This window comes from Demequina sp. (assembly GCF_016278775.1).
Classification (GTDB): domain Bacteria; phylum Actinomycetota; class Actinomycetes; order Actinomycetales; family Demequinaceae; genus Demequina.
This window is the reverse complement of the sequence record NZ_JADQBF010000010.1, coordinates 1-14,987: the sequence shown is the minus strand read 5'-3', so window position 1 is coordinate 14,987 and position 14,987 is coordinate 1. Positions and strand designations below refer to the sequence as shown.

Here is a 14,987-nt window from a genome sequence, read left to right as displayed (position 1 = left end):
GCAGCGCGTAACGTAAGTGCGCTATTTGACCATCCCTAACAGTCGTGGAGTTTCCCCGTGAGCAAGCGGACTTTTCAGCCGAACAACCGCAAGCGTGCCAAGACGCACGGCTTCCGCCTGCGCATGCGTACCCGTGCCGGGCGTTCGATCTTGAAGGCCCGTCGCCGTAAGGGTCGCGAAGACCTGTCGGCGTAGTGCTCTCGGCCGGCCAGCGACTTCGCCGCGCAGAGGATTTCCGCCTCGTGATGCGCCAGGGAGCCAAGGCCGGTACCCGCACTGCGGTGGTGTACCTCGCGAGAACCGGTGATGCGAACAGCATGACCGGTTTCGCTGTTTCTCGAGCCGTAGGAGGCGCCGTGGTGCGCAACCGAGTCACCCGTCGCTTGCGCGCCATCATGGCCGACGAGTTGGTGGAGCTCCCGCTCGGCTCGCGGGTAGTGATCCGCGCCCTTCCCGACGCTGCGGCGGCGAGTTTCGCGCAGTTGCGCGACGACGTTGCCGGCGGCATTCGCCGCGCTCTGGCCAAGGCCGACGCATGAGGATTCTCGCGACTGCCGTGCGCCTGCCCGCCCTTGCCCTCATGGGACTCATTCGCCTGTATCAGCTGACCGTCTCGCCGTTGATCGGCCCCACCTGCAAGTACTACCCCTCATGTTCCCACTATGGGCTTGAGGCCGTGCGTCGGCACGGGGCGTTGCGCGGTACGGTGCTTGCAGGGTGGCGCGTGCTTCGCTGCAACCCGTGGAGCAATGGGGGCGTCGATGAGGTACCGGCCGTGGGCGAGCCGCTGTTCCAGCAGCACCACCAGACTTCACCAGTAGCTACGTAAGGATTCCTCCGTGGAAGCGATCTTTTCCCTGTTAGTACCCATCGAGTGGGTGGTGGCCAGCGTCATGGCGTTGGTGCACCAAGGGCTCGAGTTCCTGGGCATGGACCCAGAGTCTGGCGTGGCCTGGGCGCTGTCGATCGTGGGACTTACCGCGGTGATCAGGATGGCGCTGATCCCTGTGTTCGTTCGCCAGATCAAGGCTCAACGCTCGATGCAGGTGATCGCGCCTGACCTGCGCAAGATCCAAGACAAGTACAAGGGCAAGAAGGATCAGGCCTCACGCGAGGCCATGACCAAAGAAACGATGGCCCTGTACTCGGAGCACAAGACCAACCCCTTCGCGTCGTGCCTTCCCCTGCTTCTGCAGATGCCGATCTTCTTCTCGCTCTTCCGCGTGCTCAACTACCGGCTGAAGGAGGATGGAGAGGCCATCGGGCTACTGTCTGAACCTCTCCGCCAACAGGCGATGAATGCTGAGCTCTTCGGGGCGAAGCTCTCTGACACCTTCCTCGGTGCGGACGCGTCGGCCACCCGCTGGATCGCGGCCGTGCTGATCGCCATGATGGTGTCGACCACGTTCTTCAGCCAGCGTCAGTTGACCTTCAAGAACATGCCGGCCTCCGCGCTTGAAGGCCCGATGGCCCAGCAGCAGAAGATCCTGCTCTATGCGCTTCCCTTCATCTTCGTGATCTCTGGCCCCAACTTCCCCATCGGTGTTCTCATCTACTGGACGGTGTCCAACGCCTGGTCGATGGGCCAGCAGTTCTACGTGATCCGGCGCAACCCCACCCCGGGCTCGGAAGCGGAGAAGGCACTCATTGCTCGCAAGACCGAGAAGGCCGCTCGCAAGGGGCTGACGATCGACGGCCGCACTCTAGAGGAGGCGCGCGCCGAAGAGGAGGCCGCAGCGGCCGCCGCGGAGGAAGAGCGCCGCAACCGGCAGCGCCAGCAGCCCAAGCGTAAGAAGGGCAAGAAGGGTGGGGCCAAGCCAGGCCAGACCGGCGGGGCCAGCAAGCCGGGCGGCGCCAACGCCGGCGACTCCGGGCCGGGACCCACATCCACGTAGACCTTGGCCGCCGTACGGGCGGCCCCTTTCCCAAGGACGATCATGACCGATGAAACTCGCAAGGCCCTCGAGAACGAGGGCGACATCGCCGCTGACTTTCTCGAGGAGCTGCTCGACATCCTCGACATGGATGGCGACATCGACATCTCCGTCGAGGCGGGCCGCCCGAAGGTCGCCGTCGTGGCCGACGGCCCCAACCAAGACATGAAGCGACTGGTTGGTCCTGACGGCGAGGTGCTCGAGGCGCTGCAGGATCTGGCACGGCTTGCCGTGCAGTCTGAGACGGGAAACATGAGCCGCCTCATGCTTGACATCGCCGACTTCAGGGCGGGCCGCAAGGAGCAGCTGGCGGAGCAGGCACGCGCCGCGATCGCGGAGGTTCGCGAGAAGGGAGCCCCTGTTGCCATGGCGCCCATGAACGCTTTCGAGCGCAAGGTGGTCCACGACGTCGTCCTCGATGCAGGGCTCGTCTCGGAGTCTGACGGCGAGGACCCGCACCGTCACGTGGTGATCAACCCCGCTGAGTAGCTGCGCGAGATGTTTCACGTGAAACATCGGCACCACCGTTGCCCACCCCTCGGGTGTGCGCGTCGTAGGCCTCGGCCCGGCGGGCACGTCCGCGGGGTGATTGCATTCTGTGGCGTGTAGTCGCGCCGGCTTCACAGGGGGCAACGGCGCGGGCGCGGCGGTAGCCTTCGCCGTAGCAAGGTTTCACGTGAAACACTCGACCGACCGACGGATCGTAGGGATGTTTCACGTGAAACATCGGGTGGCACTGCGCGCAGGGTCGACACGCGATGATCGTTCCGTGAGACATCAGCGGTTCGACAGTCACGAGTGGCCCACGAGACATGAGTGATCCAAAGGACACAGAGGAGGTCAAGACACATGACCCCGCAGGCGCCTCAAGGCCCCGGGCCGCAGCCCGCCGATGCATCGTCCCCGCTGAACTCACAGGCGGGCCACACCGACTTTGATGCGCTCGGCGATGCCCCGCTCGGGCAGTTCTTTGGCAAACGATTCGAGACCGTCCGGGTGTTCGCGGAGCTGCTCGCGGCCGAGGGAGAGAGGCGCGGGCTCATCGGACCTCGCGAACTCGACAGGCTGTGGGAGCGTCACATTCTCAACTCGGCCGCGGTGGTGCCCTTCCTCCGTGAGGGCCGCATCGTCGACGTGGGTTCGGGGGCGGGCCTACCCGGTTTGGTGATCGCGGCGATGCTTCCCGAGCGCGAGGTGGTGTTGGTCGAGCCGATGGAACGCCGCGTGGCCTGGCTCGAGGAGGCTGCGGCCACTGTCGGTCTCGCCAATGTGGTGGTGATCAGGGGGCGCGCAGAGGAGGTCAGCGACGCCGTGACGGCCGACGTGCTGACGGCGCGCGCCGTCGCTTCCCTCGACAAGCTGATCAAGTGGTGCCTGCCCTTGTTGGCACCCGGCGGTCAGATGGCACTCCTCAAGGGACGAAGCGCGGCCGACGAAATCGACCGCGCCAAGTACGCGCTGCGCAAGGCGCGGCTCGTGGCTCACCTGGAATCGGCACCCACTCTTCCGGGACTCGAACCCACCACGGTCGTGAGACTGACACGCGAGCCGTAGATTCTTCTGCATTTTCTATCCCCAGGTTTTCCACAACCCTAAGGACGCATTTGCGCCGTTCTGGACGGGGGCTGTCCACAGGCGGGAGGGCGCACGCCATCCTCCCCAGGCTGAGTGTGCATAACTTGCCAGATACCCGTTTGCGGTGGTGGTGTTTCACGTGAAACATTGGCCCTTGCCCTCACCCGTACACAAAGGAGCACCGCGTGACCGACCCCGCCCAGGAGCCGACGTCATCACAGACGCCGACCCTCGGTCACCATCGCTCGAACGTGCCTGCGTACGAGACGCTGCAAGCTCAGCCGCAGGCAGCGACAGGCGCCAGCCCGACGTCGACGGACCCTTTCAGCGGCATTGAAGCGGATGGCGACAGCCCATTGGCGGCCGAGCTCATCGAGACGGAACGCCTGCGGCGGACGCTTGAGGCGACGGACTTTCCGCGGCCAGCGGATACCCGTGTCATCGCCGTGTCCAACCAGAAGGGCGGCGTCGGCAAGACCACCACGTCGGTCAACATGGCGGCGGCGCTCGCCAGCAAGGGTGCGAACGTCTTGGTGATCGACGCGGATCCGCAGGGCAACGCATCGACGGCATTGGGTGTGGATCACCGCGCGGGGACCCCGTCGATCTATGACGTGTTGCTAGACGACGCATCCCTCGCGTCGGTGGTGCAGCGCTGCCCCGACCTGCCGACGCTGTGGTGCGTACCCGCGACGATCGATCTTGCGGGCGCGGACATCGAGCTCGTCTCTGCGGTGCGGCGCGAGTACCGGTTGCACGGCGCGGTGGCCGACCTGCTTGCTCGTGAAGGAAAGCAGCTCGACTACGTGTTCATCGACTGCCCCCCTTCACTCGGGTTGCTCACGCTCAATGCCATGGTGGTGGCCACCGAGGTGCTCATCCCCATTCAGTGCGAGTACTACGCCCTCGAGGGCCTCACTCAACTCATCAAGACCGTCGAGATGGTGAAGAAGCACCTCAACCCCGAGATCCACGTCTCAAGCATCATCTTGACCATGTTCGACCAGCGCACCAACCTGGCCCGTGAGGTCGCACACGAGGTGCGCAGTCACTTTCCCGGCGAGACCTTCCCCCAGACCATTCCTCGTTCGGTCCGCGTCTCCGAGGCTCCCAGCTTTGGCAAGACCGTGATCACGCATGATCCCCACTCCCCAGGAGCGGTGGCGTACCTCGCCGCCGCCATGGAGTTGGCCGAGCGCGGCGTCGCCGCAGGAGGTACGCAGTGAGCAAGCCCAAGCGAGGCCTGGGACGCGGGCTAGGAGCCTTGATCCCCACCGAGCCAGACGCCACGGAAGGCGACGGCGACCGCCGTCAGGGCGCGCGGCCACGGGACGTGTTCTTCTCCGACACCGCGGCCATTCCACAGGTACCCGAAGACGTTGTGGCCGGCAAAGGTGCCGACGCTGGCGCGGCCGACGCGGACACAGATGACGGACTGCGGCCCGTACCGGGCGCGCGCTTCGCGTACATCGATCCCACCCAGGTGGTGCCCAATCCCCGGCAGCCGCGTCAGGTGTTCGACTCAGGAGAACTCGCGGAGTTGGTGGGCTCCATCAAGGAGATCGGCGTCCTGCAGCCGATCGTGGTCCGACCCCACCCCGATGGCGAGGGCTATGAACTCATCATGGGCGAGCGGCGCCTGCGTGCCACCCGAGAGGCGGGCCTCACCGAGATCCCGGCGATCGTGCGCAGCACCGACGACATGGATCTGTTGCGCGACGCGCTCGTGGAGAACCTGCACCGCTCGCAGCTCAACCCGCTTGAGGAGGCGGCCGCGTACCAACAGCTGCTCGACGACTTCGGCATCACCCACGAACAACTCGCCGACCGGATCAGCCGCTCGCGGCCACAGATCACCAACACGCTGCGCCTGCTCAAGCTACCCCCAGCGGTGCAGAAGCGCGTTGCGGCTGGCGTGCTGAGCGCTGGCCACGCGCGAGCTCTGCTGACGCTGGACAGCCCAGAGGCGATGGATCAGCTGGCCACGAAGATCGTGGCAGAGGGCATGTCGGTGCGCGCCACGGAGGAGGCCGTGACGATCGGGGTGAAGGTCGCGAAGCCCAAGCAGGGTTCCGTGCGGCCAGGCGGGCGCACAGCCGCCCTGGATGATCTTTCCGCCCGGCTGGGGGATCACCTCGACACCAGAGTCAAGGTTCAACTCGGTAGCACCAAGGGCAAGATCACGGTGGAGTTTGCGACGGTCGAGGACCTGAACAGGATCGCCAAGATCATCAACCCCAAGGAGCAGGGCTTCGGCCGCTAGCGGCTGAAGGCGCCCTCGACGATGCGGGCGTAGAGCGCGCCCAGTTCCTCACCGGAGGCCTCCACAGCCTGGGGGAACAGCGACGTCTCCGTCATGCCAGGCGCCACGTTGATGTCGATGACTTGGGCGACACCCGCGGCGTCGACGATCATGTCGATGCGCGACAGGTCTCGCAGGCCCATGGTCCGGTGCACGGCGAGCGCGGCCTCCTCGACGGCGGCCACCTGGGCGGGCTCGAGGCGCGAGGGCGCGAAGTACTCGACGCGGCCGGGGTTGTAGCGAGCGTCGTAGTCGTACGGCCCGTCGCACACGATCTCGACGGCGGGCAGCACCTTTGCCTGGTCGTCGTGGCCGACGACCGAGACGGCCACCTCGGTGCCGGAGACGGCGCGCTCGATCATGGCCTGGTCGCCATAGGCGAAACAGCGGACCATAGCTTGGGCGAGGTCGTCCGCCTCGGTGACGAGCGATACCCCGAGAGCGGAGCCGCCACGCGCGGGCTTGACGACGAGCGGGAGGGGAAACTTGGACAGGAGCGCCGACAGCACGTGCTCGGCGCCGACCTCACGGAAGAGTGATTGAGGGAGCGTCACGTAGTCGGGGGTGGAGACGCCCGCTCGGGAGAACACCGCCTTGGCCACGGGCTTGACCCAGGCGACGCGAGCCTCGCGGGAGCCGGTGCCGACGAAGGGCGCGTCGACCAGTTCGAGCAATGCCTGCAGGGAGCCGTCCTCACCCGAAGCACCGTGAAGCAAAGGCCATACCACGGCGTCGTCAAGGGATTGTAAATTGGGAAGCAGGGTGGTGTCGACGTCGTGCACCGTGGCCCTGATGCCGCGCTCCTCGAGCGCCTCCCACACGCGCCGCCCAGAGCGAATCGAGACGTCGCGCTCGTGCGACAGTCCGCCAGCGAGAATCATGACCTTCATGTCGTAGCCTCCCAAGTCACAGCCTTGTCCGTCGCAGCCGGGTCGCTCATGCCAGGTCCGGCGACGGGAATTCCACGGTCGATGATGCCTCGGTCCCGCCCTTCCCAAAGATCTGGACGGTCTCCAACTCGGCGTCCACCACACCAGCGAGCCTACGCACGCCCTCCTTGATGCGCTCGGACGTGGGATAGCAGTACGAGAGGCGAATGTAGTTGGCGCCCGTGCCGTCGTAGTAGAACGCTGTGCCCGGCACGTAGGCCACGCGGGCCGTGACGGCGCGCGGCAGCATGGACTTGGCGTCGAGCCCGTCTGGGAGCTTGACCCACACGTAGAAGCCGCCGTCTGGCACATTCCACGTGGCGTCCGGCATGAACTCCTCGAGAGCCGAGATCATGGCGTCCCTTCGCTCCCGGTACTGCTCCCTGAACTTCTTGATCTGGCCCTTCCAGTCGTGGTGGTCGAGGTAACTGGAGATCGCCATCTGGGACGCGTTCGACGGGCACAGGATCGCGGCCTCTGAGGCGAGCACCAGCTTCTCGCGCACGGCGTGGGGGGCGACGGCCCATCCCACACGGAACCCCGGGGCGAAAGTCTTGGAGAACGACCCCAGGTAGATCACGCCCTCCTCGTCCATCGAGCGCAACGCCGGCAGCGGCTCGGCGTCGAAACCCAGCAGCCCGTAAGGGTTGTCCTCCAACACAAGCACGCCAAAGCGTTGGCAGATCTCGAGGACGCGAGGCCTGCGTTCCATGGACAACGTGACGCCGCCTGGGTTGTGATAGTTGGGCACGGTGTACAAGAACTTCACCGAGCGTCCCTCGGCCGCCAGTTGCGTGAGCGCCTTCTCCAACTCTTCGGGCACCAGGCCGTCTGCGTCCATGGGCACGTGCACCACGTCGGCCTCGTGCGCGCGAAACACGCCAAGTGCGCCCACATAGGAGGGCGCCTCAGCCACGATCACGTCGCCGGGGTTGATGAAGATCTTGGTGACCAGGTCGAGTGCCTGCTGGGAGCCGGTGGTGACCACCACGTCGTCAGGGTGTGCGTGAATTCCCTCGAGCGCCATCACCTCGGTGATGTGCTCACGCAAAGGCTCATACCCCTGCCCGGAGCCGTATTGCAACGCCACCTCGCCCTGCTCGACGATGAGGCGCCGCATCATCTCCCCGATCTCTTCGAGCGGCAAGCCCCCGATGAACGGCATGCCGCCCGCGAGCGACACCACCTCTGGGCGCGAGGCCACCGCGAACAGCGCGCGGATCTCGGAGGCGCGCATGTTGTGCGCGCGGGCGGCATAGGACCCCAGCCAAGGGTCGAGCCTGGTTCCGCCGGTATCCGAGTGAGTCATGGGCGTCAGTCTTCCACGACAGTGGCGCTCATGGCACGGTCCAGTGGCCTAGGCGTGGCCCCGTGTCGCCAGCGCGGCCGACGACGTGGCTGGGGTCGGGGACTAGGTTCCTGACCGCAGCGCCTCGACGGGTTCGAGGGACGCGGCGCGCAGGGAGGGGTACACGCCAGCCACCAGTCCGGTGAGGGCGCCCAGCAGCGGCGCGCCCACGGGGATGAGGGGCGAGAGCACCGGCGTCCAGTCGCGAGCGGCCGCTAGCCCCACGACGATGAGGATTCCGGCGGTGGCGCCCATCACGCCGCCCACCAGGCCCATCGCCGTTGACTCGACGAGGAACTGGCTGGCGATGTGTCTGCGGCGGGCGCCCACCGCGCGGCGCAGCCCGATCTCGCCGACCCTCTCGAGCACAGACACCAGCGTGACGTTCGCGATGCCGATGGCACCCACCAGCAGCGACACGGCGCCCAGGATGAGGAACAGCGCGTTAGCGTCGCTCTCCACCCTGTTGCGCAGAGCGTCTGGTGACGGGGGCGTGCGCACGCGGTACGCGTCGGGGTTGTCGGGGTTAAGCGCGATGGGCGCCTGCGCACCGATCAGCTCCGAGGCCCCGATCTGGACGTCGATCTGCACCGTCGAAGCGCTCGTGTACTCGTAGTGCTTGCGCGCGGTCGCCTCCGGCATGATGATCGCGCCCAGCAGGTTGCTCTGACGCGCGACGTCCTCAAGGATTCCCATCACCACAAAGGGCCGGTCGCCAAGGAACACCACTGGTTGCTGGTCGACCCGGTAGACGCCCAACTGGGCCGCCGCCCCAGGACCCAGCACCACCACGTCGTCGGCGCGCGTCTCGTGGCCCGCGTCGAACCATCGACCCGTGCGCAGCGAACCCTTCACTGCCTCGAGCAGTCCTGGCGAGGCGGCCATCACGTCGATCTGGAACTCGTTGCGACCGGAAGGGTCGTCAAGCTTGACGGCAGAGGCGAGGTCCTCGCCGATCGGAACGGTGCCCATCGCCCCCACGGCCGAAACCCCGTTGAGCCTCCGCAGTCGATCCTCGGCGTCGCGCGGGAACGCCACCCTGCTCGAGCTCGAGCCCCAGAAGCCGCCGTCGTTGGTCACCTCGACACTGGTCGCCTCAAGCTCTGAGAAATTGCCGACGATGCGGTTGCCGGCCGTCTGGGCGATACCCAGGGTTGCGACCAAGGCGGCGATGCCGAGCACCGTTCCCAGCACGGTGAGGAGAGTGCGTGCAGGGCGTGACGCGAGGCCAGCGATCGCCTCAGTGGCCAGGTCGCGCCACGACATCCGCGTGGGCTTCACCGCTCCTGCCCTATCTGCGCGACGGCACGTGCCATGTCGGCGGCGTCCACCTCGGTGAGCCTGCCATCGCGAATGCGGACGGCGCGGTCGGCGCGCGACGCGATGGAGGCGTCGTGCGTGATCATGACGATGGTGAGGCCGCGGGTCCGGAGCTCGTCAAACAAGGCAAGCACCGCATCCGACGTGTGAGAGTCGAGGTTTCCCGTGGGCTCATCGGCTAGCAGCAGTGCGGGCTCTGCGACGATAGCCCTGGCCACCGCGACGCGTTGGCGTTCGCCGCCAGACAGCCGGGTGGGGGTGAAGCTCGCGCGATGCGCGAGGCCCACGGACTCCAGCGCGGCCGTCGCCCTCTCGACGCGCTCGGCAGGCCCTGCGCCGGTGTAGAGCATCGACAGCGTGACATTCTCCAGCACGCTGCGATGCGACAACAGGTGGAAGGACTGGAACACGAAGCCGATGCGACGGCCGCGCACTGACGTCCGGTCCGTCTCGTCCAGGTCGGCCACCTCAAGGCCCTCGAAGTGGTAGGAGCCAGCGGTGGGTCGATCGAGCAGGCCAAGAATGTTGAGCAGCGTCGATTTGCCGGATCCCGACGGCCCCACCACCGACACGTACTCGCCGCGGCGCACCGTGAGGTGCACGTCGCTGAGCGCGGGCACCTCGACATCGCCCGTCGTGTACGTGCGCTCGATGCCGTCCAACACCAGCACCCGGTCGTCGGACGCGGTAGCGGACAACTCGCCGTCCGAGTACTCGGCGGCTCCTACGAGCGTCATGTCAACCTGCCGGTGTGGACTCGGCGGAGGACTCGTCTGACTCCTGGTCGGCATCCGTGTCGCCGTTCTGCTCCTGGCCCTCTCCAGGCAGGCCGATGTCCGCCTGGCCGACCACCACCCGGTCGCCCTTGGCAAGGCGGCCCTCCACGGCGCGCACCTCCACCACGCCGTCGGTAGCAAGGCCAGTCACGACGGTCACGAAGCGCGTCTTCCCTGGTAGATCGGCTTCTTCGACCTCGACGCGCGTGTCCCCGTTAGCCACGGCCGACAGGGCCGCGGCGGGGACCACCAGCACCTCGCCCGATGTCGACTCCACCGGGATGATGACGCGCACGTTGGCACCCAGCAGCTGCTCAGGAACGGTGTCGAGCAAGACGGTCACCTGGACGCGCCCGGAACCCTCTGACTGCGGAATCTCCGACACGGTCGCCTCAAGGGTCTCCTCAAGCAGGTCGGGCTCGTCGATGATGACGGTGTCGCCCACGCTCAGACGCAGGGCCTCTGACTCGCTCAACCCCACGGTCATGGCGATGTCCGAACCGGACACGGTCATGAACGAGGTGGACACCTCGTCGCCCCGCTCGAGCTCTGTCCGCGCCACCAGCACGGGTGCGCGCTTGAGGAAGATCAACTCGCCAGCGGGGATCCACGTGCCGACGCTTTCCTCGAGGCTGGTGAGAGCCTCCGTGGCGTCCGCCAATTGACGACGAGCGTCGTCGCGCGCCCGGTTGAGCGCGGACACATCGCCTGGATTGCGCGCCTCAGTGAGCCTGGCCTTGGCGAGGGTGAGGGCGCGCTGGGAGGCTTCGACGGCGGCGATCTGTTGCGCCTCGACAACGGCCTTGTTTGCCTGCGCGTCGTTGAGTGCCGCGGTCTTGGCCGTCACTTCGAGTTGAGCGGCCGTGAGGTCAGCGTCGAGCTCGGCCAACTCCGCGAGAGTCGGCGGCACGCCTGTGTCAGGGTGATTGCCAGTGTCGGTGACGTGCTGGCGACGGGCCTGGGCGAGGGTCAGTTCGGCGTTCGCATCGTCAAGCGAGTCCTGAGCGACGGTCACCTCCCCTGCGGCAGCGCCGTTGGCCGCGAGTTGTTCTTGCTTGGCGATGGTGACGCCGGCCGTCGCATCGGCCACGCCGTTCTGGGCCTCGATCAGGCTTGACCCGCTCGCGCCCCCGGCCTCGGCGATGGCGCGCTGCGCATCCTGGAGAGCCTCGTTCGCGGCGCGGGCCTGGTCGCGCGCGGCATCCAGCTGCGCCTTGTCGGCGCTGGAGGCGGCATTGGCGGAGTGCCCGACACGGGCATACAGCGCCTGCACCCCCGCCCCTGTCGAGTTGTCCCACGTGGAGTCGGCGCGACCCATCAGCCCCAGGCGCACCAGCGCCTGCTCCAACTGGAGCACGTCGTCTCCCTTGGACCCTGGACGCAGGTCTCGGTACACCGGCAGCTCGCCTTGGAGGATCAGCACCGGCCTCCCGGACACCTCCAGAGCGACGGCGCCTTCATCCAGTTGGGCACCGGTCTCCGGAATCATCGTCACGATCTGCTTGGAGTCGGAGTCCCCGATGGCCCCCGACAGGCTCAACGAGACGGGATCGTCGAAGTCGATCGTGCCGCGCGCGATGATGTCGGCGGACAGCAGCCGCTCGTCGACGGCGACGGTGATGAGCGAGGGGTCGGGAGCCTCGGCTCGCGCGGCGGCCTCGGCGGGCGAGGAGATGCGCGTTCCCGCGAACCACCCGATTCCCCCAGCAGCCACCACCAAGCCGAGCGACCCGGCTACCAACTGGTTTCGGTTCACTTGTCGCCAGCGAGCGACGCGGCAAGCGCCCTCAACTCGTCCTCGTTCTCGAGGGCGTACTGCTCCTCGATCTCGGCGTATACCTCGCTGAGCGTTTCCTGTTGCGGGGCGGAGCACTCGTGGTTGGCTGTCGCCAACGAGATCTCTTCCGCGAGCAAGGCCTCGAGCGCGGTGCGCTGTTCGGAGGTCAGTTCCGGGGGGGAGGAGAACAGCGCATCGATCTCTTCCTGACTGGACTCCTCGAAGAACGTGTTGATCTGCTCGTCTGTCCAACCCTCAAATGGGTCTTGGTAGTAATCGTCGCCCAGAATCTCGTCGTGCCGCTTCTGGATGTCTTCGTAGCTCTTTTCCCAGAACTCGTTCTGGTCGGCGAACTCGTGGCCAGCGTCTGACATGCACGAGATCCAGGCCTCGTTGGCCTTGGCGACGCGCGGATCCGCCTGGACGCGGTCCTCAAGTTCGGAGTAGAACTCCTCCGCGGCTTGCCAGTAGTCGGGTGACTGCGTGGGGTCGTCGCCCTGGACCTCTGCGTAGGCCTCGCCCTGACAGCCAGCCCCGAAGCCGTAGGAGACCTGGTACTCCTCGCCCGTCTCTGGATCCACTTCCGTGATGAGGTCGGCGGACTGCTCCTCTTCCGTGCCGTACAGCGACTCGTAGTAGGCGTCCCGCTCCGCGTCCGTCAGCGACTCCATGTAGTCCTGGTTGGGGTCCACCCAGTCTTCGTACGGGTCGACGAAGTCGTCGGTGCCTTGGTACAGCGTGTAGTAGACGACGCCGAGACCCTCGCGCTTGATGCGCTCGAGTTCGTCCTCTTCTGAGTACTCGAACACGCCGTCCGGCTGCTCGACAGGGATGTACTCCCAGCCCTCCAACTGCATGCACTCGGCGATGGCCTGCTGCACCAGCCGCTCTTGCTCGACCCAGTCGGTGTCTTCCCCCGTCGAGGCGCCCAGCAAGCCGGCGATGGTGGTGCGCTCGCCGTCGTCTGGGGTCTCCTCACCCCCGCCACATCCTGCAAGCAAGACGACAGCCAAAGAGCCAACCGCTGCCGCCGAAACAGTCCTCAAAGTACGCATTACTCCCCCACGTGGTGACGGTGTGTGACAACCGGATCTCGACGACGCCGTCGAGCAGTCACCACAATAACGACTGGCGGGGCCCAAAGCGTTGGGTGCAGACAGAAAACATCCCGAAGAATGAGGCGCCCCTGAGCGGGCTCAGGGTGCCGGTGCGGTAGCCGCCGCACGCATGGCGAGCGCTCAGGCGGTGATCTCGTCGAACTGCGCCTGCAGCGCGGCCTTCGGTCGAGCGCCCACAAGAGTCTTGACCACCTCGCCGCCCTTGAAGAAGTGCATGGTCGGTATTGAGGTGATCCCGTAGGCCATGGCAATGCCAGGGTTAGCCTCCGTGTCGACCTTCACGATCTTGAGCTTGCCCACATACTCTCCCGACAGTTCTTCGAGAATGGGAGCGACGGCGCGACAAGGGCCGCACCACTCGGCCCAGAAGTCCACCACGACGGGCATGGAGGACTCCAGCACTTCGGCCTTGAACGTGTCTTCCGTGGCGTTCACGATGATGCTCATCGGGCGCCTCCTTCCACCACAGCGACCTGATCCAAGCCCTCGTCAGGTTCTTCGAGGTCCTCCAGCCAACGTTGAGCGTCGAGAGCCGCCGCGCAGCCAGTACCTGCCGCGGTGATGGCCTGGCGGTAGCGGCTGTCCACGAGGTCTCCAGCAGCGAAGACCCCAGCGACGTTGGTGTACGTGGTGCCGCCGTCGACCGCCACGTAGCCAGCGTCGTCAAGCTCGACGACGCCCTTGACCAGTTCCGAACGGGGGTCGTGGCCGATCGCGACGAACAGTCCCGTGGCTGGCAGGGTGCGCACCTCGCCAGTGACGGTGTCGGTGATCTCCACGCCCGAGAGCTTCTGCTCGCCCTGAAGGCCCGTCACCGCAGAGTTCCATGCAAACTCGATCTTCGGGTCGGCCAAGGCGCGGTCGGCCATGACCTTGGAGGCGCGAAGCTCGTCACGACGGTGAACGATGGTGACCTTGTTCGCGAAGCGCGTCAGGAACGTCGCCTCCTCCATGGCTGAGTCACCGCCGCCCACCACCACCACGTCTTGACCGCGGAAGAAGAAGCCGTCGCACGTGGCGCACCAGCTCACGCCGTGCCCCGACAGCCGCTTCTCGTCAGGCAGACCGATCTCTCGATACGCCGAACCCATCGCCAGAATGACGGTGCGGGACTCGAACACCTTGCCCATGCCGGTCGTGATGCGCTTGATCGGGCCCACGAGCTCAAGCTCTGTCGCATCGTCGAACATCACCTCTGCGCCGAACTTCTCCGCCTGCCCCTGGAGCGTCTGCATGAGTTCCGGCCCCTGGATCCCCTCGACGAATCCCGGGAAATTCTCCACCTCTGTGGTGTTCATCAGCGCGCCACCGGCGGTGATCGAGCCAGCGATCACTAGCGGGTTCAACCCCGCTCGTGCCGCGTAGATGGCGGCGGTGTAGCCGGAGGGGCCGGAGCCCACGATCACGACGTTACGAATCTCACTCACGAGTCAGTCCTTAGGTTTTTGTTGTGAAGGCTCAACACGATCGTAGGCCCGACGTATTCCACTGTGGTCGCGGCGCGACGGATCAGCCTAAGGGGCGGGTGTGGGCGTCTGCCCCACGGTGTACTCGGGGTATGTTTGCGGGGGATTGTCGCCGACTCCTGGTAGGTCGAGCGGCCGGGTGATCATCGATGCGGCGATGACGGCGGCAACGAAGACCGCCACGATGAGCAGGGCCATCACGAGCGGACCTACGTTGAACGGGGCGACGGTCTGCGCCCGCCGATGCGCCGCCTCAGCAAGACCGGCAAGGGGCGCGGAACTGGGGAAGCGCTGATGGAGGCGGTCAAAGATCGCCTCGAGGATTGACGGCGAGGCGCTGGCGTTCTGCGCGGAGACGATGTCGTGGAACTCGTCGATGTCGTCCACTGCCCCGCCAAAGCGGGTGCGGAGTCTGGTGGATGCGGGGTCGACCGGCTCGACA

17 protein-coding genes are annotated in these 14,987 nt (G+C 66.3%); 8 read left to right on the top strand and 9 right to left on the bottom strand.

The window, feature by feature from the left end; all coding sequences use genetic code 11:
• Nucleotides 1-57 precede the first annotated feature (57 nt).
• From rpmH to QZZ33_RS01925, 8 genes are all read left to right on the top strand, one after another.
• Nucleotides 58-195: a 50S ribosomal protein L34 gene (gene rpmH / locus QZZ33_RS01960; protein ID WP_291377794.1), complete on the top strand. Its 138-nt coding sequence runs from the start codon at nt 58-60 to the stop codon at nt 193-195.
• Nucleotides 195-539, top strand: a complete 345-nt coding sequence (gene rnpA / locus QZZ33_RS01955) for a ribonuclease P protein component (protein ID WP_291377793.1) — start codon at nt 195-197, stop codon at nt 537-539. The genes rpmH and rnpA overlap by 1 nt, the downstream gene beginning before the upstream one ends.
• Nucleotides 536-829 (top strand): membrane protein insertion efficiency factor YidD, encoded by a 294-nt coding sequence (yidD, locus tag QZZ33_RS01950; protein WP_291377792.1) that lies wholly within the window; start codon nt 536-538, stop codon nt 827-829. Before rnpA ends, yidD begins: the two co-directional genes overlap by 4 nt.
• Before the next feature lie 10 nt (nt 830-839).
• On the top strand, nt 840-1,895 hold the full coding sequence (gene yidC / locus QZZ33_RS01945) for a membrane protein insertase YidC (RefSeq protein WP_291377791.1): 1,056 nt from the start codon (nt 840-842) through the stop codon (nt 1,893-1,895).
• A gap of 42 nt (nt 1,896-1,937) precedes the next feature.
• Complete coding sequence (locus QZZ33_RS01940) at nt 1,938-2,423, top strand: R3H domain-containing nucleic acid-binding protein (protein WP_291377790.1); 486 nt, start codon at nt 1,938-1,940, stop codon at nt 2,421-2,423.
• Between the two features lie 360 nt (nt 2,424-2,783).
• Nucleotides 2,784-3,488, top strand: a complete 705-nt coding sequence (gene rsmG, locus QZZ33_RS01935) for a 16S rRNA (guanine(527)-N(7))-methyltransferase RsmG (RefSeq protein ID WP_291377789.1) — start codon at nt 2,784-2,786, stop codon at nt 3,486-3,488.
• A gap of 407 nt (nt 3,489-3,895) precedes the next feature.
• Nucleotides 3,896-4,735: an AAA family ATPase gene (locus tag QZZ33_RS01930; RefSeq protein WP_291377795.1), complete on the top strand. Its 840-nt coding sequence runs from the start codon at nt 3,896-3,898 to the stop codon at nt 4,733-4,735.
• Entirely contained in the window at nt 4,732-5,772 is a 1,041-nt protein-coding gene (locus QZZ33_RS01925) for a ParB/RepB/Spo0J family partition protein (protein ID WP_291377788.1), read from the top strand. Before QZZ33_RS01930 ends, QZZ33_RS01925 begins: the two co-directional genes overlap by 4 nt.
• On the opposite strand, the gene QZZ33_RS01920 is transcribed toward QZZ33_RS01925, so the two are convergent.
• From QZZ33_RS01920 to QZZ33_RS01880, 9 genes are all read right to left on the bottom strand, one after another.
• Entirely contained in the window at nt 5,769-6,701 is a 933-nt protein-coding gene (locus QZZ33_RS01920) for a D-alanine--D-alanine ligase (RefSeq protein WP_291377787.1), read from the bottom strand. The genes QZZ33_RS01925 and QZZ33_RS01920 overlap by 4 nt on opposite strands.
• A 46-nt stretch (nt 6,702-6,747) precedes the next feature.
• Complete coding sequence (locus QZZ33_RS01915) at nt 6,748-8,049, bottom strand: PLP-dependent aminotransferase family protein (RefSeq protein ID WP_291377786.1); 1,302 nt, start codon at nt 8,047-8,049, stop codon at nt 6,748-6,750.
• Between the two features lie 102 nt (nt 8,050-8,151).
• Nucleotides 8,152-9,369 (bottom strand): ABC transporter permease, encoded by a 1,218-nt coding sequence (locus tag QZZ33_RS01910; RefSeq protein WP_291377785.1) that lies wholly within the window; start codon nt 9,367-9,369, stop codon nt 8,152-8,154.
• Nucleotides 9,366-10,145, bottom strand: a complete 780-nt coding sequence (locus QZZ33_RS01905; protein ID WP_291377784.1) for an ABC transporter ATP-binding protein — start codon at nt 10,143-10,145, stop codon at nt 9,366-9,368. Before QZZ33_RS01905 ends, QZZ33_RS01910 begins: the two co-directional genes overlap by 4 nt.
• A 1-nt stretch (nt 10,146) precedes the next feature.
• A complete protein-coding gene (locus QZZ33_RS01900; RefSeq protein WP_291377783.1) occupies nt 10,147-11,940 on the bottom strand; it encodes a hypothetical protein in 1,794 nt (597 codons plus the stop codon).
• A complete protein-coding gene (locus QZZ33_RS01895; protein WP_291377782.1) occupies nt 11,937-12,974 on the bottom strand; it encodes a hypothetical protein in 1,038 nt (345 codons plus the stop codon). The genes QZZ33_RS01900 and QZZ33_RS01895 overlap by 4 nt, the downstream gene beginning before the upstream one ends.
• Before the next feature lie 225 nt (nt 12,975-13,199).
• The gene (trxA, locus tag QZZ33_RS01890; RefSeq protein ID WP_291377781.1) at nt 13,200-13,526 is read right to left on the bottom strand and encodes a thioredoxin; all 327 of its coding nucleotides are present in this window, start codon (nt 13,524-13,526) and stop codon (nt 13,200-13,202) included.
• Nucleotides 13,523-14,506: a thioredoxin-disulfide reductase gene (trxB, locus tag QZZ33_RS01885; RefSeq protein ID WP_291377780.1), complete on the bottom strand. Its 984-nt coding sequence runs from the start codon at nt 14,504-14,506 to the stop codon at nt 13,523-13,525. Before trxB ends, trxA begins: the two co-directional genes overlap by 4 nt.
• A gap of 87 nt (nt 14,507-14,593) precedes the next feature.
• Nucleotides 14,594-14,987 (bottom strand): hypothetical protein (locus QZZ33_RS01880; protein WP_291377779.1); only part of this gene is annotated, 394 nt, incomplete at its 5' end.

Coding starts and splice junctions, on each gene's coding strand:
- yidD (WP_291377792.1), top strand. CDS start 536: ATGAGGATTCTCGCGACTGCCGTGCGCCTGCCCGCCCTTGCCCTCATG.
- QZZ33_RS01940 (WP_291377790.1), top strand. CDS start 1,938: ATGACCGATGAAACTCGCAAGGCCCTCGAGAACGAGGGCGACATCGCC.
- rsmG (WP_291377789.1), top strand. CDS start 2,784: ATGACCCCGCAGGCGCCTCAAGGCCCCGGGCCGCAGCCCGCCGATGCA.
- QZZ33_RS01920 (WP_291377787.1), bottom strand. CDS start 6,701: ATGAAGGTCATGATTCTCGCTGGCGGACTGTCGCACGAGCGCGACGTC.
- QZZ33_RS01915 (WP_291377786.1), bottom strand. CDS start 8,049: ATGACTCACTCGGATACCGGCGGAACCAGGCTCGACCCTTGGCTGGGG.
- QZZ33_RS01905 (WP_291377784.1), bottom strand. CDS start 10,145: ATGACGCTCGTAGGAGCCGCCGAGTACTCGGACGGCGAGTTGTCCGCT.
- trxA (WP_291377781.1), bottom strand. CDS start 13,526: ATGAGCATCATCGTGAACGCCACGGAAGACACGTTCAAGGCCGAAGTG.